A 17,740-nucleotide genomic window follows, 5' to 3' on the forward strand; every position below is an offset into this window, starting at 1 on the left:
GTCTACAGCGTCGGCATCCCGCACCAATGAAATCGACCTTCCTACCGGACGTGACATGACGCGACTCCCCAATCGCCGCCTGCTGGCCCTCGCCCTCGCCGCCGTCACCGGCGCTCCCGCCCTGGCCCAGGCAGCCGAGCCCTTCACTGTCAGCGACATCCGCGTCGACGGCCTGCAGCGCATCAGCTCGGGTACGGTATTCACCTACCTGCCAGTGGAGCGTGGCGAGACGGTCACCGACAGCAAGGTCGGCGAAACCATCCGCGCCCTGTACAAGACCGGCTTCTTTGAGGACGTGCAGCTGGACCGCCAGGGCAACATCCTGGTGGTGACGGTCAAGGAACGCCCGGCGATCAACAAGCTGACCGTGACCGGCAACAAGGACATCAAGTCCGACCAGCTGCTCAAGGGCCTGTCCGACATCGGCCTGACCGAAGGTGGCACGTTCGATCGCCTGAGCCTGGACCGCGTGACCCAGGAACTGCGCCGCCAGTACAACGACCGCGGCAAGTACAACGTCGAGATCACCCCGACGGTGAGCCCGCTGGACCGCAACCGTGTGGACATCGCCATCGCGATCAAGGAAGGCAAGGCGGCCAAGATCCGCCATGTCAACCTGGTCGGCACCGAGAAGTACGACAGCAAGGACATTCTGGAAACCTGGGAATCCAAGGAGCACAACTGGGCCTCGTGGTACCGCCGCGATGACCAGTACTCCAAGGAAAAGCTGTCCGGCGACCTGGAAAAGCTGAACTCGTGGTACCTCGACCGTGGCTACGTCGACTTCAGCATCGACTCCACCCAGGTGTCGATCAGCCCCGACAAGCGCGACATGTTCCTCACCGCCGGTGTGACCGAAGGTGAGCAGTACAAGATCTCCGAGATCAAGGTCAGCGGCGACACCATCCTCCCGCAGGAGGACGTGGAGCGCATGGTGATCCAGAAGTCCGGCGACACCTTCTCGCGGGCGCTGCTGGAGTTCAGCTCGGACACGATCACCAACTCGCTGTCCAACATCGGCTACGCGTTCGCCAAGGTGAACCCGATCCCGACCACCAACCGTGCTGACCAGACCGTTGCCATCAACATGCAGGTGGTGCCGGGGCCACGCGTGTCGGTGCGTCGCATCGTCTTCCGCGGCAATACCCGCACCTCCGACGAGGTGATGCGTCGCGAAATGCGCCAGTTCGAGAACAGCTGGTACTCGCAGGCCGCGATCGACCGCTCCAAGATCCGTCTGCAGCGCCTGGGCTATTTCGAATCGGTGGATGTGGAAACCCCGGCCGTCAGCGGCAGCAACGACCAGGTCGACGTCGTCTACAACGTCAAGGAAACCACCTCCGGCAGCTTCGTGTTCGGCCTGGGCTACTCGCAGTCCTACGGCATGACCACTTCCGTGCAGCTGTCGCAGAACAACTTCCTCGGCGGCGGCAACCGCGTGTCGGTGGAAGCCTCGCGCAGCAGCTACCTGCAGCGCTACGGCTTCAGCTACACCAACCCGTACTTCACCGATGACGGCGTGTCGCTGGGCTACAACCTGTCCTGGCGCGAACTGGACTACTCCGACTTCAACACCGCGCAGTACAACAGCACCAACGGTGCCGCGCAGGTGGTGTTCGGCGTGCCGCTGACCGAAACCGACTCGGTCTCGCTGATGTTCGGCATCGACAGCAACCAGATCACGACGTACCCGGGTTCGACTCCGCAGTCGATCATCGACTACATCAACGCCGTCGGCCGCCGCACCTTCCATGCCTGGCGCACCGAGCTCGGCTGGGCACGCGACTCGCGCAACGACTACTTCATGCCGACCCGCGGTACCTACCAGCGCATCGGCCTGGAGACCACGCTGCCGGGTTCGACCGTCGAGTACTACAAGCTGAACTACCAGATCTCCAAGTACTGGCCGATCATGCCGTCGCTGGTGATCAACACGCGTGCGGAAATCGGCTACGGCGACAGCTACGGCAAGGACACCTCGCGTGATCTCTGCTACACCGCGCCGACCGAGGCCAACCCGAACCCGGTGCAGACCGTGAACTGCAACCCGGGCTCACCGGATTACAGGAAGACGGTCACCGCCAGCGGCCTGCCGTTCTACGAGAACTTCTACGCCGGCGGTACCAACTCGGTGCGCGGCTTCGAGGACAACACGCTGGGCCCGCGCGAAGTCACTGCCGGCTATCCGGAGGGCCAGCCGCTGGGCGGCTCGGTGAAGACGGTCGGCTCGGTGGAAGCCTACTTCCCGCGCCTGTTCGACAGCCCCTCGGCGCGCGTGTCGGCCTTCGTCGACTTCGGCAACGTCTACAACGGCACCAAGAACTTCAAGGCCAACGAGCTGCGCGTGTCCACCGGTGTGGCCCTGCTGTGGCGCGCCCCGGTCGGCCCGATCTCGATCAGCTATGCGTTCCCGCTGAAGAAGGAAGACGACGACAAGATCGAGCGTCTGCAATTCACCTTCGGTGGGCAGTTCTGACGAACCGCCCTGCGGCTCATCAGAACTGCACGCGTATTCCTCCTATCCCCCGCGCCGCTGGCGCGCCCCCCTTAACAGAAGGGGGGCTCTCCACCAGACGGGGTACGAAGCGCCGGGCTCTGCCCGGCGTTTTCGTTTAACCCGGATGGCTGAAGCGCACGATCCGCTTTTGATCTTTTCTGTTTTCCGCGGCTGGCACTCGCGCCACGCTGTCAGAGGTCGGGCGGGTCGGGGCTGCGGGGGTGTGAGCCGCATGGATGCGGCGATCAAGGCTACAGGGACGTACTTGCGCCGTCCCCCGCAGCCCCGACCCGTCCGACCCAGCCCATGAGCCTGGCTCTGCCGGCCGCGAGGGGCCCCACCGTTGGCTGCACAACTGCCCCCCGCATGACCGCAATGGCGTCACACGTTAAACTCCCGCCGTGAATACTCCCTCCTACACCGCCCAGCAACTCGCCGAGCAGTTCGGCCTGCAGGTCCATGGCGACCCCGCCACCGCCATCCATGGCGTGGCCACCCTCGCCCATGCCGGCCCTGGCCAGCTGACCTTCCTCGCCAATCCGCGCTACCGCACCCAGCTGGCCGACAGCCAGGCCTCGCTGGTGGTGCTGCGTGCCGACGATGCCGGGGCGGCTCCCGGCGCCGCGCTCGTGGCCAAGGACCCGTACACCACCTTTGCCAAGATCGCCGCGCTGTTCGACATCGCACCGACGCGCCCGCCGGGCATCCATCCCAGCGCCGTCATCGATCCCACCGCCCAGGTCGCAGCCAGCGCCCATATCGGTCCGTTCGTGTCCATCGGCGCCCGCAGCGTGGTTGGTGAGAACTGCATCATCGGCACCGGCAGCGTGATCGGCGAGGATTGCAGCCTGGACAACGGCTGCGAACTGATTGCGCGGGTCACCCTGGTCACCCGCGTCCGGCTGGGCAAGCGTGTGCGCGTCCACCCCGGCGCCGTGCTCGGCGCCGATGGCTTCGGCCTGGCGATGGACGCGGGCAGGTGGATCAAGGTGCCGCAGCTTGGCGGCGTGCGCATCGGCGACGACTGCGAAATCGGCGCCAACACCTGCGTGGACCGCGGCGCGCTGGAAGACACCGTGCTGGACGAAGACGTGCGCCTGGACAACCTGGTGCAGATCGCACACAACGTGCAGATCGGCGCGCACTCGGCCATCGCTGGCTGCACCGGCATTGCCGGCAGCGCCAAGATCGGACGTTACTGCCTGCTCGGCGGCCACGTCGGCGTGGTCGGCCACCTGGAGATCTGCGACAAGGTCGTGATCACCGGCAAATCAGTGGTGCGCAACTCCATCCATGAGCCGGGCGAGTATTCGTCCGGCACCCCGTTGACCGACAACCGCACGTGGCGCAAGAACGCCGCGCGCTTCAAGCAGCTCGATACGCTGGCCCGGCGCATCCTGGCTGTGAGCAAGGAGAAAGAATGAACGACACGCTGCAGCTTCCGATCGATGTCCTCCAGATCCAGGAGCTGATCCCGCACCGCTACCCGTTCCTGCTGGTGGACAAGGTCCTCGAGCTGGATGTGGACGCCAAGCGCATCCTTGCCCAGAAGAACGTGAGCATCAACGAGCCGTTCTTCCAGGGCCATTTCCCGGGTCGCCCGATCATGCCCGGCGTGCTGATCATCGAGGCACTGGCGCAGGCCGGCGGTGTGATGACCCAGCTCTCGCTCGGCCGCGATGCGCAGTCCAAGCTGTTCTACATGGTCAAGGTGGAGAACGCCCGCTTCAACAAGCAGGTGGTGCCGGGCGATGTGCTGCTGCTGGACGTGCAGATGAAGCGGCTGATCCGCAACATGGGCTGGTACTACGGCGAAGCCAAGGTCAACGGCGAAGTGGTGGCCTCTGCCGAGGTCATGTGCGCCGGTGCCAAGGGCTGAGCCATAACGGAGCCAGGAATGACTGACAACGCCCCACGGATCCACCCCACCGCCGTCATCGACCCGTCCGCCCGGCTGGCCGACGACGTGCAGGTCGGTGCCTTCACCCTGATCGGTGCCGATGTGGACATCGGCGCAGGCACGGTCGTCGGCCCACACTGCAGCATTCTCGGACCGACCCGGATCGGCCGCGACAACCGCTTCATCGGCCACGCGGCCATCGGCGGCGAGCCGCAGGACAAGAAGTTCGCCGGTGAACGCACCGAACTGGTGATCGGCGACCGCAACGTGTTCCGCGAGTTCGTCACCGTCAACCGCGGTACCGGCGGCGGCGGTGGCATCACCACGATCGGTGACGACAACTGGATGCTGGCCTATACGCATGTGGCGCACGACTGCCACGTCGGCAACGCCTGCGTGTTCTCCAACAACACCACGCTGGCCGGCCACGTCACTGTCGGCGACTACGTGATCATCAGCGGCTTCGCCGGTGCCCATCAGTTCTGCCGCATCGGCGCCCACGCCTTCCTCGGCATGGGTGCGCTGACCAACGGCGATGTTCCGCCGTTCACCATGGTGGGCTCCGATTCGCTGGGCCGCCCGCGCGGCATCAACAGTGAAGGCCTGAAGCGCCGCGGTTTCGATGCCGAACGCATCTCCGCCATCAAGCGTGCCTACCGGACCCTGTACGTGGCCGGCCTGCCGCTGGCCGAAGCCAAGCAGCAGCTGGTTGAACAGGCGCGCGACAGCGAGGACGTGAAGTCCATGCTGGAGTTCATCGAGCACGCAGAGAGGCCCCTGCTGCGATGAGCAGCACGTCCGGCCAGGCGCCGGCCGGCGCCGCTGTCATTCCGCTGGCCTCCCTGGCCGGCAGCGTGCCTGCACAGCGGGTGCTCAGCGAGCGACCGTTGCGGATTGCACTGGTGGCCGGTGAGGCCTCCGGCGACCTGCTCGGCGCCGGCCTGGTGCGCGAGTTGAAGGCCCGCTTCCCGAACGCCGAATTTGCCGGCATCGGCGGCGATGCCATGCGCAATGCCGGTTGCCAGACCTGGCACGACGCCAGCGAACTGGCGGTGATGGGGCTGACCGAAGTCCTGCGCCACCTGCCGCGCCTGTTGAAACTGCGCTCGGCCTTCCGCCAGCGCGCGCTCGAGTGGCAGCCGGACGTGTTCATCGGCATCGATGCGCCGGACTTCAACCTGGGCATCGAGCGCTGGCTGAAGCAGCGTGGCGTGCGCACCGTGCATTACGTCAGCCCTTCGGTCTGGGCGTGGCGCGAGAAGCGCGCCGAGAAGATCGGCAACAGTGCCGACCTCGTGCTGTGCCTGTTCCCGATGGAGCCCCCCATCTACGCCCGGCACGGAATCGATGCGCGCTTTGTCGGTCACCCGATGGCCGATGACATTCCGCTGCAGGGCAACCGCGATGAAGCCCGTGCCGCGCTGGGCCTGCCGGCCACGGCCAAGGTGCTGGCGGTGCTGCCGGGCAGCCGCCTGGGCGAGATCTCGCGTCTGGGCGAACCGTTCTTCGAGGCCGCGTGGCAGGTTTCCGAACGGATTCCGGGGCTGCACGTCGTGGTGCCTGCCGCCAATGCCGCCTGCCGTCGCCTGATCGAGGAACAGCTGTCGCGTTCGGCGCTGCCGGTCGCCTACTCGCATGTGCTTGATGGCCAGGCCCGCGACGCCATGATCGCCGCCGACGTGGTGGTGCTCGCCTCCGGTACCGCGACCCTGGAAGCCATGCTGGTGAAGCGGCCGATGGTGGTCGGCTATCGCGTCAACGAACTGACCTACCGCCTGGTCAAGGCGCTGGGCCTGATCAAGGTCGACCGCTTCGCCCTGCCCAACATCCTGGCCGGCCAGGACCTGGCACCGGAGCTGATGCAGCACGACTGCACGCCGGACAAGCTGGCCGCCGCCATCCAGCAGTGGTTCGACCATCCGCAACGGGCCGCCGACCTGCAGGGAACCTATTCGCGCCTGCATGAACGCCTGCGCCGCAATGCCTCGGCACGCGCCGCCGACGCTGTCGGCGAGCTGCTGGTACGCGAGCTGGACAAGGCATGAGCCGCCGCCACGCCGCCGCAGCCAGCCTGGCCCTGTTCGACGGTTCACTGCGGGTTGAACCGGACCGCCTGGTCGCCGGTGTCGATGAGGCCGGCCGTGGCCCGCTGGCCGGGCCGGTCGCCGTCGCGGCGGTGGTATTCGATCCTGCCCGCCCGCGCATCAACGGCCTGGATGACTCCAAGCAGCTCACCGCCGCGCGCCGCGAGCAGCTGTACGACCGCATCATCGACCGCGCCCTGGCCTGGCATGTGGTGCTGGTGGACGTGGCAGCGATCGACCGCCTGAACATCTACCAGGCCACCCTGCAGGGCATGCGCGACGTGGTGGCGGCCGTGGCCCACGTGGCCGGCTTCGCCCGCATCGACGGCAACGTGGTTCCGAAGGGGCTGGTACTGCCGGCCCAGGCGCTGGTCGGTGGCGATGGCATCGACCGCGCGATCATGGCGGCCTCGATCCTGGCCAAGGTGTCGCGCGACCGGTACATGCAGGACCTGCACGTACAGCATCCGCACTACGGTTTCGACCAGCACAAGGGCTACGGCACTCCGGCCCACCTGGCGGCACTGCGTGAACACGGCCCCTGTGGCGAGCACCGGCGCAGTTTCGCCCCGGTGCGTGAATGCCTGGAAAACCCGGCGGCCGCGGCCATCGCCTGAACAACCGCCGCCGGGCATGGCCCGGCGCTACCGGGTGGGTCCACATTGCCGTGGGAGCGCCGGGCCATGCCCGGCGGCATCGTGCGCCCACAGTGCCGTGGTAGCGCCGGGCCATGCCCGGCGGCATCGTGCGCCCACAGTGCCGCGGTAGCGCCGGGCCATGCCCGGCGGCATCGTGCGCCCACAGTGCCGCGGTAGCGCCGGGCCCATGCCCGGCGGCATCGTGCGCCCACAGTGCCGCGGTAGCGCCGGGCCATGCCCGGCGGCATCGTGCGCCCACATTGCCGCGGTAGCGCCGGGCCATGCCCGGCGGCATCGTGCGCCCACATTACCGCGGTAGCGCCGGGCCATGCCCGGCGGCCTGTTCGCGCAATCGACGCGCCGTCAAGAGCTTGTCGCCTCCCCCTGCCCTCGCTACCCTGACCGGGCATTCCAGCGCTTCCCGACCCCGGCGACGAACTCCCGTCGGCACCCGGGGCCCCCGCGCTCCAACCTGGTCCGGCATGTCCAACTCCCGCTTCGTACATCTCCACGTCCACACCGAGTTCTCGCTGGCGGACTCGACCATCCGTGTGCCGGCCAAGCCGGACCAGGCCGACCCGAAGAAGGCCAAGCAGGCCAACCTGCTGTCACGCTCGGTCGAGCTGGGCCTGCCCGCGCTGGCGGTGACCGACCTCAACAATCTGTTCGCCCTGATCAAGTTCTACAAGGCAGCCGAAGGCGTGGGCATCAAGCCGATCGCCGGCGCCGACGTGATGATCGCCGAGGAGGGCCAGGACCCGTGGCGGATGACCCTGCTGTGCCGCGACCGCGAAGGCTACCTGAGCCTGTCACGGCTGCTGACCCGTGCCTGGATGGAGGGCCATCGTCCCGAAGGCGGCGTCGCCGTGCATCCGGACTGGTTAAAGGCCGGCAACGCCAACCTGTTCGCGCTGGCCGGGCGCGAGAGCCTCGCCGGGCGCCTGGCGCTGGACGGCAAGCACGACCTTGCCGAGCAGCATCTGGCCGACTGGCAGCGGGTGTTCGGCGACGGCCTGCACCTGGAACTGACCCGAACCGGCCGCGACGGCGAGGAGGCCTTCAACCGCTTCGCGCTGATGGCCGCCGGCCAGCGCGGTCTGCCGGTGGTGGCCAGCAATGATGTGCGCTTCCTTGCACCTTCGGACTTCAGCGCGCATGAGGCACGCGTGTGCATCTCGACCGGTCGCGTGCTGGACGATCCCAAGCGGCCGCGCGAATACAGTGACCAGCAGTACCTGAAGTCGGCCGAGGAGATGTGTGCGCTGTTCGCCGACATCCCCGATGCGATCGACAACACGCTGGCGCTGGCCGAGCGCTGCAACATCGAGATGCGGCTGGGCACCTACTTCCTGCCCAACTACCCGGTGCCGGACGACGAGACCCTGGATACCTGGATCCAGAAGATGTCGCGCGACGGCCTGGAAGAACGCCTGCAGAAGAATCCGCTGGCGCCGGGCAAGACCCGCGAGGAGTACTTCGAGCGCCTCGAATTCGAGCTCGATACCATCATCAAGATGGGTTTCCCCGGCTACTTCCTGATCGTGGCCGACTTCATCCAGTGGGGCAAGAACCAGGGCATCCCGATCGGCCCGGGCCGTGGTTCCGGTGCCGGTTCGCTGGTGGCGTGGGCGTTGAAGATCACCGACCTGGATCCGCTGCCCTACAACCTGCTGTTCGAGCGGTTCCTGAATCCGGAACGCGTGTCGATGCCTGACTTCGACATCGATTTCTGCATGGACCGCCGCGACGAAGTGATCGACTACGTCGCGCGCAAATACGGGCGCGAACGCGTCAGCCAGATCATCACCTACGGCACCATGGCCGCCAAGGCCGTGGTGCGCGATTCCGGCCGTGTGCTCGGTTTCCCCTATGGCCTGGTTGACGGCGTCTCCAAGCTGATCCCGAACATCCTCGGCATCCACCTGAAGGATGCGCTCGGCAAGGGCAAGGAAGGCCCGGGCTCGGAGATGGCATCGGCCGAGCTGATCCAGCGTTACGAAACCGAAGACGATGTCCGTGACCTGATCGATCTGGCGCTGCAGCTGGAAGACCTCACCCGCAACGCCGGCAAGCACGCCGGTGGCGTGGTGATCGGCCCCGAGCCGCTGAGCGAGTTCTGCCCGCTGTACGCCGAACACGACGAGAACGGCATCGGCAAGAATCCGGTCACCCAGTTCGACAAGAACGACGTGGAAGAAGTGGGCCTGGTGAAGTTCGACTTCCTTGGCCTGCGCACGCTGACCATCATCGACTGGGCAGTGAAGGCGATCAACAAGCGCCACGCGCGCGCCGGCATCCCGCCGGTGGACATCGCGGCGATCCCGCTGGACGACGCGCCGACCTACAAGGACATCTTCGCCAACGGCAACACCGGTGCGGTCTTCCAGTTCGAATCCTCCGGCATGCGCCGCCTGCTGAAGGACGCACGCCCCGACCGTTTCGAAGACCTGATCGCGCTGGTGTCGCTGTACCGCCCCGGCCCGATGGACCTGATTCCGTCCTTCAACGCGCGCAAGCACGGGCAGGAAGAAATCATCTATCCCGATCCGCGCACCGAAGCCATCCTCAAGGACACCTACGGCATCATGGTGTACCAGGAGCAGGTGATGCAGATGGCGCAGATCGTCGGCGGCTACTCGCTGGGCGGCGCCGACCTGCTGCGCCGTGCGATGGGCAAGAAGGTGCCGGCCGAAATGGCCAAGCACCGCGAGATCTTCCGCGAGGGTGCGGCCAAGGGCGGCGTCGACGGCCCCAAGGCCGACGAGATCTTCGACCTGATGGAGAAGTTCGCCGGCTACGGCTTCAACAAGTCGCACGCCGCTGCCTACGCGCTGGTCAGTTACCAGACCGCGTGGCTCAAGCGCCATTACCCGGCCGAGTTCATGGCGGCCACGCTGTCGTCGGACATGGACAACACCGACAAGGTGGTCGGCTTCCTCGACGAGGTGCGCAACCTCGGCCTGACCGTGCTGCCGCCGAAGGTGAACCAGTCCGCCTTCATGTTCGAGGCAGCCACGCCGGACACCATCCAGTACGGCCTGGGTGCGATCAAGGGTGTCGGCCAGGGTGCCTGCGAAGCGGTGGTGGACGAGCGGCTGCGGGGCGGAAACTACACCGACCTGCTCGATTTCTGCACCCGCGTCGGCTCGGCCAAGCTCAACCGGCGCACCCTGGAAGCGATGATCAACTGCGGCGCACTGGATGAGCTGGGCCGCAACCGCGCCTCGCTGATGCTGCAGCTGCCGGAAGTGATCAAGGCCACCGAGCAGATGGCACGCGAGCGCGCCTCCGGGCAGAACTCGCTGTTCGGTGGGCCGGACCCGAGCGCGACGACGATCCAGCTGGACCTGCCGGAGGCCGAAGAGTGGCCCCTGCTGCAACGCCTGAACGGCGAGCGCGACACGCTGGGCTTCTACCTCAGCGGCCATCCATTCGATCCGTGGCGCGACGACGTGCGCGATCTGGTCGGCAACGATCTGGGCGCGGTGGAAAAGATCTGGAGCGCCAGCAGCGGCGGTGGTGGTGGCGGTGGCGGTGAGAAGCGCTGGCGCCCGGAAGTGCAGACCGTGCTGGCCGGCCAGGTGGTCGGCGTGCGCCGCAAGGGCGAAAGCCAGATCTTCATCCAGCTCGAGGACGGGCGTGGACGCGTGGAGTGCAGCGCGTTCTCCGACACCCTGGCCGAGTTCGGCCACCTGATGACCAAGGACCGCATCCTGGTGGTCAAGGGCGGCCTGCGTGAAGACGAATTCAACGGTGGCTACGCCCTGCGCATCCGCCAGTGCTGGGATTTTGATGAGGTCTGCGCCAACTACGCTACACGGCTGTCGCTGCGGCTGGACCTGCGCCAGCAGCGGCCGGTGTGGGAGCGCATCGATGCCCTGCTCGACCGCCATCGCCCCGGCCGCACCCCCCTGCGCCTGGACCTGCTGCTGAAGGGCCCGCACGGTGGCATCGCCGGCATGCTCGACGTGTCCGGACAGAGCGCCGTGCGCATCGACTCGAAGCTGATGGAAGCGCTGCGCGCCGACCCGGCCGTGCGCACCCTGAAGGTGCGCTACAGCCCGCCCTGGGCCAGCTGATCCCGCCCCGCCAGGTCCCGCGTCCAGCCGGCGCGGCCAAGGCAGCGCGCTGCCTGCCGGCCAGCCCCTCCGTACGCTCCAGACAGGGGCGTACGGGGAATTTCACCGGGTTCGGCTACACTTTCCTCCTTCTTTACACGACGGCTTCCGATGAATCCGAACTACCTCGACTTCGAGCAACCCATCGCCGACCTGGAAGCGAAGATCCAGGAGCTGCGCAACGCCAGTGCCGGTCCGGCGGTCAATGTCGAAGCCGAAGTGCACGCGCTGCAGGACAAGCTGCGCATGCGTACCGCACAGATCTTCCGCAACCTGACCTCCTGGCAGGTGCTGCAGCTGGCCCGCCACCCGTCGCGGCCCTACACCGCCGATTACATCCGCATCATCTTCGATGAGTTCCAGGAACTGGCCGGTGATCGCGCCTTTGCCGACGACAAGGCCATCATGGGCGGCCTGGCCCGCATCAATGGCCGTGCGGTGATGGTCATCGGCCACCAGAAGGGCCGCGACACCAAGGAGAAGATCAAGCGCAACTTCGGCATGCCCAAGCCCGAGGGCTACCGCAAGGCGCTGCGCCTGATGAAGATGGCCGAGCGTTTCGGCCTGCCGGTGCTGACCCTGATCGACACCGCCGGCGCCTGGCCGGGCATCGACGCCGAATCGCGCGGCCAGTCCGAAGCGATCGCGCGCAACCTGATGGAAATGGCCGAACTGAAGGTGCCGGTGATCTGCACCGTGATCGGCGAAGGCGGCTCGGGCGGTGCGCTGGCACTGGGCGTGGGCGACCGCACCGTGATGCTGGAGTACGCGGTGTATTCGACCATTACCCCGGAAGGCTGCGCCTCGATCCTGTGGAAGGATGCCGGCAAGGCCAAGGACGCGGCCGAACAGCTGGGCCTGACCGCCCCGCGCCTGAAGAGCCTGGGCCTGGTCGACAAGGTCGTGCGCGAGCCGACCGGCGGCGCCCACCGCAACCCGACCCAGATGGCCCGGCGCCTGAAAGCCGTGCTGCTGAACGAGCTGGACGCGCTGGACAAGCTGTCCACCGCGGAACTGCTCGAGCAGCGCTACAAGCGCCTGCGCAGCTACGGCACCTACGAGGCCGCGTAATCGCTGCTTCGGCTGCACGGAACGCCTGAAGCCGGGCAATGCCCGGCTCCAGAGGTGCCACATCCGTGTGGCGATACGTCCCTGTTCCTGCGCGTACGGGCTCGCCGTACGCCGATCTGCTTACCAGTTGTAGGACATGCCCAGCGTGGCGCTGACTTCGCGGTAGCCTGAGTCACCGCGGCTCACGTCCAGACCACCCCAGCCCGTCCAGCCCTTGGCGAATTCCACCCGCGCGCCTGCACCCAGCGCGTAGCGGTTGCGCGGCGCGTCGCTGTCCATGGCCACGTCATCGAACGCCATGCCACCCGTGCGGGCGTCGCGATACCAGTTGGCGGTCAGGTACGGGGTCACCACGGCGCCATGCGTGCTGGTCGATTCCGCTTCCAGGCGCAGGCCGAGGCGGCCGGACAGGCCACTTTCGCCCAGGCCACGCACCACGGTGCCGTTCTGCTCGGTATGTCGATCCGTGCTGACGTTGGTGTAGACCAGCTGCAGCTCCGGCTGCAGGCTGATCCTGCTGTCGCCCAGCGTGCCGAGGCCGAAGCGGTAACCCGCCTCCAGCGAACCCTGCCACAGGTCGCTGTCGTAGCGCTCGGCAGCCAGGCCATCGCCTTCCACCCGGTTGTTGAAGCGGCCGTGCTGCACCCAGCTGTCCACATAGGCACGACCATTGTTCCAGCTGCCGTACACCCCTGCGGCCACGCCGGCGACCTTGCCGCGTGCCGCAAAGCCGGTCAGCGCCGAGGTGCTGGTGCTGTCAGCACGCCCACTACCGAGCATCACGCCCAGGCGGCCACGCCCTTCATCGAACAGCCCCACGTCTGCGCCCACCTGCACCACATGGCGCTGCGTGCGCAGATCCAGCTGCTCCTGCATGGCCCCCAGGCGAGCCTGCTGGCTGTCCACGCGTGCCCAGCCCTGCACACCCCCGGCAACGGCCGCATTGCCGTCGCGATCACTGCGCTGCAGGCGGAACAACTGCCCTGCGGCGTACTGGTTGGCCAGGTACGCGCCGGTCTCCGGGCGCAGCACCGGCTTCGGATCCGGATTGATCGGACCGGTCGGGTCACAGTCGGGCAGCGACGGATCCAGGTCACAGGGATCCGGCGGCGTCACCGGCAGTTCCGAACGCAGGTACCAGTTGCCGTCGGCCTCATCCTTGAACAGGAAGTACTCGTACTGCCCGCCGACCGCACGGCCGACCAGGTCGAACTGGGCGTCGGACGCACCGTTGATCTCGATCAGCTCGATGCCCTTGTCGGTCTGCGCGCCCTGGCCGCCAGCATTGAGCACGCGCACATTGGCCTGCCCGGTCGCATCACCGGCAATCACCAGGCGGTCGGTCTGCGAGTCGTCCTCGCCAAGCACCGTGTTGAACACGAGCGTGCCGCCGTTACCAACGAACTCATCGAGTGACAGCGTATTGAAACCGCCCGCACCATCGCCCAGCTTGACCATGCTGCCCGCATCCAGCTGCAGACGGCCGACACTGCTGTCGCCGGTCAGCTGCCAGGTGCTCTGCTCACCCACCGCCACCGAGCTCGCATCGACGATGCGGCCGATCAGCGTGGCGCGGTTGCGCAGCGAGACATCCAGCTGGCCCGTGTAGGAGGTGCGATCGGCAATGATGTCGCCGGTCAGCGCCGCGTTCTCCACGTTGAAGCGCACAGCAACGTTGCCGACCTGCCCCTCCTCGCCATGCTTGACCAGCAGCAGCGTGCCATCGCCGGCAATCAGGCGCGCACCGTTGCGGATGGTGATCTCGGCGGATTCGCCGTCGACGTCGGCATCGGGACTGCCCCAGTCGACATCGGGATTGACCCAGATCGCCGGGCCGGTCTGCGACTCCAGGGTGGAATTGTCGACGTTCAATACCAGGTTGTCCGCACCCCGATATTCGAAGTACATGACGGCGCCGTTGCGGCTGGCCCGGATCGTCGAACCGTTGACAATGTCAGCCCGCCCGGCACCCATCGCCAGACCGACGTTATGGTTCCAACCCGTGCTGTCGCGGTGCGCCACATCCAGGTGGGAGTTGTCCATCAGAAGGTACACGTCGCCCTGTCCACCGCTGAATTCCGGGAACAAGGCGATGGCACCACCGATGGAATCGATCCGCGTGTTGTAGAGGCGTGCCGACGAATCGACCGAGATGTTGAACTGGGTCATGCCCAGATCGAAACGGCTGTCCCGCGCGACGAGCCGGGAGCCGGACTGCACGTGAATGTTCTCATTGGCATTGCGGACCAGCACATCCGCGCCCGTCAGGAAGGCGTTGGAGCCATAGAGCACCTGGATGCCGTAGGTGCTGGCGTTCGACACCGTAAGAGTGGAGCCATTGTTCACCCGCCATGCTTCGGTCGGGTCACCCTGCACCACCTCGTGGTCCTCGTCGTTGAGATAGCCGGCAGAAGCGTGCTGCGCCAACGGCAGGGCCAGTGCCAGCAGCAGGCATTGCGAGAGCGGACGCAGGGCAAGGGAACGCCCGCCTGCGGCGGAACGATGGGCATGTTTCATGATGGATCTCCAGAGGGGGCACGTGAGCGGCACAGCGTGCGTGCAGTACCTGGCATTCCCATCCATGCCCACGCGGAGCAATGGCGGGACTGTTGCAGGCAGCCGCTGTGTCGAAGGCGCGCAGTATCTGGAGACGCACGGGCGGGGCCCATGCAATTTGTTGCAAGGCGCGCCGCGCCGCTCGTCAGGTTACGCGGCGATTCATCTGGAGGTGCGCGATGTGCGCTGGCTCAGAAGGGTTTGGCCAGCACCAGCCAGACGATCGGAATGAAGGCCAGCAGCGGGATCTCGTTGATCCAGCGCAGCGCGCGCGAGGACGGCAGAGGCCGGCCCTTGGCGACGCCCTTGAGCAGGCGGCCGGTCCAGCCGAAGTAGACCAGCAGCAGCACCACCAGGCCGAGCTTGGCATGCAGCCAGCCGGCACCGCCCGGCGCGACCATCGTCGGGAAGTCCGGAATGACCCGGTAGCCCAGCCACAACACCAGTCCCAGGATGAAGGCCAGGCCGAACATCGAGTGGCCGAAACGGTACAGGCGCAGGCCCATCAGCTGCAGGCGCTCGACCACCGCGGGTTGTCCCGCCGCCTCGGCCAGGTTCACCAGGATGCGCGGCAGATAGAACACCGTCGCCATCCACGCCACCACGAACACGATGTGGAAGGTCTTGACCCAGTAGTAGCTCTGCATGCGCTCGCTCCAGCGGCTGGCGTAGGTGGCGGCCATTCTCGCATGGCGTGCCGGTGTACCGGCTGCGGTCGGCGCGACCGATCGACGCACGGCGAGCGGCAACGCCGTACGATAGGCGCCGTTTTCAACGGAACCTCCTTCTGCGTGGACAAGACCTACGACGCCGCCTACTTCCAGCGCTGGTACCGCCGGGCCGACATCGGCGGCAGCGCCCGCCTCGCCCGCAAGGTGGCAGTGGCGGTGGCCACTGCCGAGTACTACCTGGAGCGGCCGATCCGCAGCGTGCTGGACATCGGCTGCGGCGAGGGGGCCTGGCGCGCGCCGCTGCGGAAACTGCGTCCGAAGGTCGAGTATCTGGGCTTCGACAGCAGCGAGTACGCTGTGCGTCGCTATGGCCGGACCCGCAACCTGCATCTGGCCCGCTTCGGCGACTTCGCCTGGCTGCGGCCGTGCGCGCCGGTGGACCTGCTGGTCTGCTCGGACGTGATGCATTACGTGCCCGACCGCGAGCTGCGCGCCGGCCTGGCCGGCGTGGCCGAGCTGACCGGCGGCATCGCGTTCCTGGAGACCTTCGCCGCCGAGGACGCGTTCGAGGGCGACCATGAGGGCTTCCAGGCCCGCCCGGCAGGCTGGTATCGCCGGACGCTGGCCCGGCACGGCCTGCAGCCGGCAGGGGCGCACTGCTGGCTCGGCCCCGCCCTGGCAGGCGATGCGGCCGCGCTGGAACGGATGTGAATCCGGATTCATTATTTTCAGCCAACTTAACCTGCGGGACACCCGGATGGGATATGCTGCGCGGCAACATATGACCATACATATTCGGTCGTCATGCTCTATCAACTGCACGAACTGACCCGCAACCTGCTCGCCCCCTGGGTGCACCAGGCCCAGGCCAACGCCAAGTTCTTCGCCAATCCCGGCCACTGGTGGTCGCAGATGCCGGGTGCCGAACGCCTGGCGGCGGTCAACGAACTGTTCCATCGCATCGGCAAGGATTACGAGAAGCCCGAGTGGGGCATCAACGAAATCGAGGTCGAAGGCGAGCGCGTGCCGATCGTCGTGCACGAGGAAGTGAGCAAGCCGTTCTGCAAGCTGCTGCGCTTCAAGCGTCACAGCAACGAAGCCGACCAGCTGCACACCATGCTCAACCAGCCCTTCGTGCTGGTGGTGGCGCCGCTGTCCGGCCATCACGCCACGCTGCTGCGCGATACCGTGCGCACGCTGCTGCGCGACCATCGTGTCTACGTCACCGACTGGGTCGATGCGCGCATGGTTGCGGCCAGCGAAGGTGATTTCGGCCTGGACGACTACATCGCCTACATCCAGGAGTTCATCCGCCACCTTGGCGTCGAGCGCCTGCACGTGGTCAGCGTGTGCCAGCCGACCGTACCGGTGCTGGCCGCGGTGTCACTGATGGCCAGCCGTGGCGAGCCCACCCCGCGCACGCTGGTGATGATGGGCGGTCCGATCGACGCACGCTGCAGCCCCACCGCGGTGAACAATCTGGCGACCCAGAACCCGCTGTCCTGGTTCGAGAACAACGTCATCCACAGCGTGCCGGCCGGCTACCCCGGCGCAGGCCGTCGCGTGTACCCGGGCTTCCTGCAGCACGCCGGTTTCCTGTCGATGAATCCCAGCCGCCATTTCAGCTCGCACTGGGACTTCTACGCCGACCTGGTCAAGGGCGATCTGGAAGACGCTGACGCGCACCGCCGCTTCTATGATGAGTACAACGCGGTGCTGGACATGCCTGCCAGGTACTACCTGGACACCATCCGCGTGGTCTTCCAGGACTTCCTGCTGCCGCGCGGAGAGTGGGTGGTCAACGGCGAAAAGGTCGACCCTTCGGCGATCCGCGATACCGCGCTGCTGAGCATCGAAGGCGAACTGGACGATATCGCGGGCCTCGGCCAGACCGAAGCGGCGCAGGCGCTGTGTACGGGCATCCCGGCCGAGCGCCGCGAGCATTTCATCGTCGAAGGCGCCGGCCATTACGGCATCTTCAGCGGCCGCCGCTGGCGCGAGGTGGTGTACCCGAAGGTACGCGACTTCTTCGCAGCGCACGCAGAAGCGCCAGCGGCAAAAGCGAAGAAGAAGAGCAACGTCACCCCGCTGCGCCGCAAGGCGGGCTGACCCCGCGCCGGGGGTCGGATCCCTTTCCAACAGAAAGGGCTCTGACCCCGCTCGAACGGAGTCAGAGCCCTGTTCTGCGAACAGGGATCCGACCCC

Annotated in this window: 12 protein-coding genes; 10 read left to right on the forward strand and 2 right to left on the reverse strand. The window is 66.7% G+C overall.

Annotation, left to right across the window (positions count from 1 at the left end; genetic code table 11):
* Window positions 1-55 precede the first annotated feature (55 nt).
* The 8 genes from bamA to ACVOKU_RS01210 all read left to right on the forward strand — a co-directional run bounded on the left by bamA (window position 56) and on the right by ACVOKU_RS01210 (window position 12,308).
* Window positions 56-2,476 (forward strand): outer membrane protein assembly factor BamA, encoded by a 2,421-nt coding sequence (gene bamA / locus ACVOKU_RS01175; protein ID WP_340044045.1) that lies wholly within the window; start codon window positions 56-58, stop codon window positions 2,474-2,476.
* Window positions 2,477-2,898: 422 nt separating this feature from the next.
* Complete coding sequence (gene lpxD, locus ACVOKU_RS01180; RefSeq protein ID WP_481558824.1) at window positions 2,899-3,921, forward strand: UDP-3-O-(3-hydroxymyristoyl)glucosamine N-acyltransferase; 1,023 nt, start codon at window positions 2,899-2,901, stop codon at window positions 3,919-3,921.
* The gene (gene fabZ, locus ACVOKU_RS01185) at window positions 3,918-4,376 is read left to right on the forward strand and encodes a 3-hydroxyacyl-ACP dehydratase FabZ (RefSeq protein ID WP_053519893.1); all 459 of its coding nucleotides are present in this window, start codon (window positions 3,918-3,920) and stop codon (window positions 4,374-4,376) included. The genes lpxD and fabZ overlap by 4 nt, the downstream gene beginning before the upstream one ends.
* 18 nt (window positions 4,377-4,394) lie before the next feature.
* A complete protein-coding gene (gene lpxA / locus ACVOKU_RS01190) occupies window positions 4,395-5,186 on the forward strand; it encodes an acyl-ACP--UDP-N-acetylglucosamine O-acyltransferase (RefSeq protein ID WP_053519894.1) in 792 nt (263 codons plus the stop codon).
* A complete protein-coding gene (gene lpxB, locus ACVOKU_RS01195; RefSeq protein WP_053519895.1) occupies window positions 5,183-6,442 on the forward strand; it encodes a lipid-A-disaccharide synthase in 1,260 nt (419 codons plus the stop codon). The genes lpxA and lpxB overlap by 4 nt, the downstream gene beginning before the upstream one ends.
* Window positions 6,439-7,098 carry a ribonuclease HII gene (locus ACVOKU_RS01200; protein WP_065181173.1) on the forward strand — a complete coding sequence of 220 codons (660 nt, stop codon included), beginning with the start codon at window positions 6,439-6,441 and terminating at the stop codon, window positions 7,096-7,098. Before lpxB ends, ACVOKU_RS01200 begins: the two co-directional genes overlap by 4 nt.
* A 503-nt stretch (window positions 7,099-7,601) precedes the next feature.
* Window positions 7,602-11,198, forward strand: a complete 3,597-nt coding sequence (gene dnaE, locus ACVOKU_RS01205; protein WP_481558825.1) for a DNA polymerase III subunit alpha — start codon at window positions 7,602-7,604, stop codon at window positions 11,196-11,198.
* Window positions 11,199-11,348: 150 nt separating this feature from the next.
* Window positions 11,349-12,308 (forward strand): acetyl-CoA carboxylase carboxyltransferase subunit alpha, encoded by a 960-nt coding sequence (locus ACVOKU_RS01210; RefSeq protein ID WP_164150798.1) that lies wholly within the window; start codon window positions 11,349-11,351, stop codon window positions 12,306-12,308.
* A 120-nt stretch (window positions 12,309-12,428) separates the two neighbouring features.
* Here the strand turns inward: ACVOKU_RS01210 and ACVOKU_RS01215 are convergent, their stop codons facing one another.
* Window positions 12,429-14,825, reverse strand: coding sequence for an autotransporter family protein (locus ACVOKU_RS01215; protein WP_481558826.1), 2,397 nt, complete (start codon window positions 14,823-14,825; stop codon window positions 12,429-12,431).
* Window positions 14,826-15,055: 230 nt separating this feature from the next.
* Window positions 15,056-15,511 (reverse strand): CopD family protein, encoded by a 456-nt coding sequence (locus ACVOKU_RS01220; protein WP_481559017.1) that lies wholly within the window; start codon window positions 15,509-15,511, stop codon window positions 15,056-15,058.
* Between the two features lie 144 nt (window positions 15,512-15,655).
* Here ACVOKU_RS01220 and ACVOKU_RS01225 point away from each other — a divergent pair, with 144 nt between their 5' ends.
* Together ACVOKU_RS01225 and ACVOKU_RS01230 are read left to right on the forward strand one after the other, a co-directional pair.
* Window positions 15,656-16,246: a class I SAM-dependent DNA methyltransferase gene (locus ACVOKU_RS01225; RefSeq protein WP_481558827.1), complete on the forward strand. Its 591-nt coding sequence runs from the start codon at window positions 15,656-15,658 to the stop codon at window positions 16,244-16,246.
* A 93-nt stretch (window positions 16,247-16,339) separates the two neighbouring features.
* Entirely contained in the window at window positions 16,340-17,644 is a 1,305-nt protein-coding gene (locus ACVOKU_RS01230) for a polyhydroxyalkanoate depolymerase (protein ID WP_053519900.1), read from the forward strand.
* Window positions 17,645-17,740: the final 96 nt, after the last annotated feature.

The organism is Stenotrophomonas sp. STEN147 (genome assembly GCF_056757995.1).

Excerpts from the sequence above, each read along its gene's own strand:
- bamA (WP_340044045.1), top strand. The coding sequence starts at position 56 with ATGACGCGACTCCCCAATCGCCGCCTGCTGGCCCTCGCCCTCGCCGCC.
- fabZ (WP_053519893.1), top strand. The coding sequence starts at position 3,918 with ATGAACGACACGCTGCAGCTTCCGATCGATGTCCTCCAGATCCAGGAG.
- lpxA (WP_053519894.1), top strand. The coding sequence starts at position 4,395 with ATGACTGACAACGCCCCACGGATCCACCCCACCGCCGTCATCGACCCG.
- lpxB (WP_053519895.1), top strand. The coding sequence starts at position 5,183 with ATGAGCAGCACGTCCGGCCAGGCGCCGGCCGGCGCCGCTGTCATTCCG.
- ACVOKU_RS01200 (WP_065181173.1), top strand. The coding sequence starts at position 6,439 with ATGAGCCGCCGCCACGCCGCCGCAGCCAGCCTGGCCCTGTTCGACGGT.
- dnaE (WP_481558825.1), top strand. The coding sequence starts at position 7,602 with ATGTCCAACTCCCGCTTCGTACATCTCCACGTCCACACCGAGTTCTCG.
- ACVOKU_RS01210 (WP_164150798.1), top strand. The coding sequence starts at position 11,349 with ATGAATCCGAACTACCTCGACTTCGAGCAACCCATCGCCGACCTGGAA.
- ACVOKU_RS01215 (WP_481558826.1), bottom strand. The coding sequence starts at position 14,825 with ATGAAACATGCCCATCGTTCCGCCGCAGGCGGGCGTTCCCTTGCCCTG.
- ACVOKU_RS01220 (WP_481559017.1), bottom strand. The coding sequence starts at position 15,511 with ATGCAGAGCTACTACTGGGTCAAGACCTTCCACATCGTGTTCGTGGTG.
- ACVOKU_RS01230 (WP_053519900.1), top strand. The coding sequence starts at position 16,340 with ATGCTCTATCAACTGCACGAACTGACCCGCAACCTGCTCGCCCCCTGG.